The sequence below is a fragment of the Endozoicomonas sp. ONNA2 genome (genome assembly GCF_024606365.1).
GTDB lineage: Bacteria > Pseudomonadota > Gammaproteobacteria > Pseudomonadales > Endozoicomonadaceae > Endozoicomonas.
The window spans coordinates 1-1,889 of sequence record NZ_JAHHPO010001115.1; the positions used below are offsets into that span (position 1 = coordinate 1).

The 1,889-nt window shown below is 53.6% G+C and carries 1 protein-coding gene; it reads right to left on the bottom strand.

What is annotated here, in order from left to right; genetic code table 11:
* Positions 1–111: 111 nt before the first annotated feature.
* Entirely contained in the window at positions 112–1,749 is a 1,638-nt protein-coding gene (ilvA, locus tag KDK14_RS19780) for a threonine ammonia-lyase, biosynthetic (RefSeq protein WP_306671630.1), read from the bottom strand.
* Positions 1,750–1,889 lie beyond the last annotated feature (140 nt).

Below are 1,889 nucleotides of genomic sequence, written 5' to 3' on the forward strand. Positions count from 1 at the left end.
GGGTAGCGGGTAGCGTCTGTAGAAATGTCGAAGTTATTTCAGGACAGCTCCTAAGAAGGCTGATGAGCCCATGCAAACTGGAGCAACGCAGGAGCAGTTGCCGCGTGCAGTCTATTCCCGGACAGCCTCCTGGTCTCCCAGAAAGGCCTTATAAGCTTCATTATCATTTTCAGACCAGTAGCGGTAGCCAATGGCATCAAGGTATTGCGGGATATGCCGGTGCTCCTCGTCCGGCACATCCAGGCCGACCGCAACCCGCCCGTAGGCCGCGCCGTGGTTGCGATAGTGGAACATGGTGATATTCCAGCGTTGGCCCAGTTTGCTCAGGAAGTTTAATAAGGCTCCCGGGCGCTCCGGGAATTCAAACCGGTAAACCTGCTCATTGGTGACCGCTTCGCTATGCCCGCCCACCATGTGGCGAACATGGAGTTTGGCCATTTCATTATCGCTCAGGTCAACCACGGGGTAGCCGTGCTGCTGGAGTTCATGCACCAGTCGGTCCATGGGCAGCTGATCCGGGTGAACCTGAACACCGACAAAAATTCTGGCTTTGTCCGGGTTGTGGTAGCGATAGTTAAACTCGGTGATATTTCTGCGGCCCAGAAGTTCACAGAACTGTTTAAAGCTTCCGGGTTTTTCCGGAATCGTAACGGCGATGATCGCTTCACGCTGTTCGCCCAGTTCTGTGCGTTCGGAGACATAGCGCAACCGGTCAAAGTTGATGTTGGCACCGCTGTCAACGGCCAGCAGGGTTTGGCCCCGGACCTTGTCCCGACTGACATACTTTTTCATACCGGCAATGCCCAGGGCACCGGCAGGCTCACAGACAGAGCGGGTATCATCAAAGATATCCTTGATCGCAGCGCAGATTTCGTCAGCGGTGACGGTGATGACTTCGTCAATACATTCACGACAGATTCTGAATGTCTCTGCACCGATCTGTGCCACCGCGACACCATCGGCAAAGATGCCCACCTGAGGCAGAACAACCCGCTCACCCGCTTCAAGGGCCGCTTTCAGGCAGGCGGATTCTTCAAACTCAACACCGATGACTTTGACCTTGGGCCGCAGGTACTTTATGTAGGCACTGATACCTGCCGCCAGGCCTCCGCCACCAACCGGGATAAACACCGCATCCAGTTCGCCGGTATGTTGTCGCAGGATCTCCATGCCAATAGTGCCCTGACCGGCGATGGTATCAATATCATCATAAGGGTGAATGAATGTGTAGCTGTGTTTTTTCACCAGCTCGAAAGAGTGAGCCAGAGCCTGGTCAAAAGTGTCACCATGCAGTACGACACTGGCTCCGTATGCACGCACAGACTTCACTTTGATCTCAGGGGTGGTAACCGGCATGACGATGGTGGCCTTGATACCCATTTCCCGGGAGGCCAGGGCGACGCCCTGGGCATGATTCCCCGCCGAAGCGGCAATAACGCCACGTTCTTTTTCTGCCGTGGTGAGCTGGGCCAGCTTGTTATAAGCGCCCCGGATTTTGAAGGAGAATACCGGTTGTAAGTCTTCCCGCTTGAGGAGAACCCGGTTATCCAGGCGCTGACTGAGGAAGTGGGCCTCATCTATCGGGGTTTCTATGGCGACATCATAGACCCTGGCTTCCAGTATTTTTCTTATATAACGGTGTGGCATGCTGGTATGTTCTGAAATTGAGGCAGTGTTGCGAAGCTCACATTCTATAGGAATAAGGTTCAGGATGGCACTCATCCTATTTGGCAGAAAATGGTGTAACATACGGCGCGTTTTCAACCCTAAGTAGTTGGCCAAATGGAATCGTATATTTCTGGCTAAGTGGACATTTACTATGCAAGGCGCAACGTAGGGAGCATAGCCTTAGCTATGTGACCGGAGTTGCAACGCAGCAGAGTGACTGG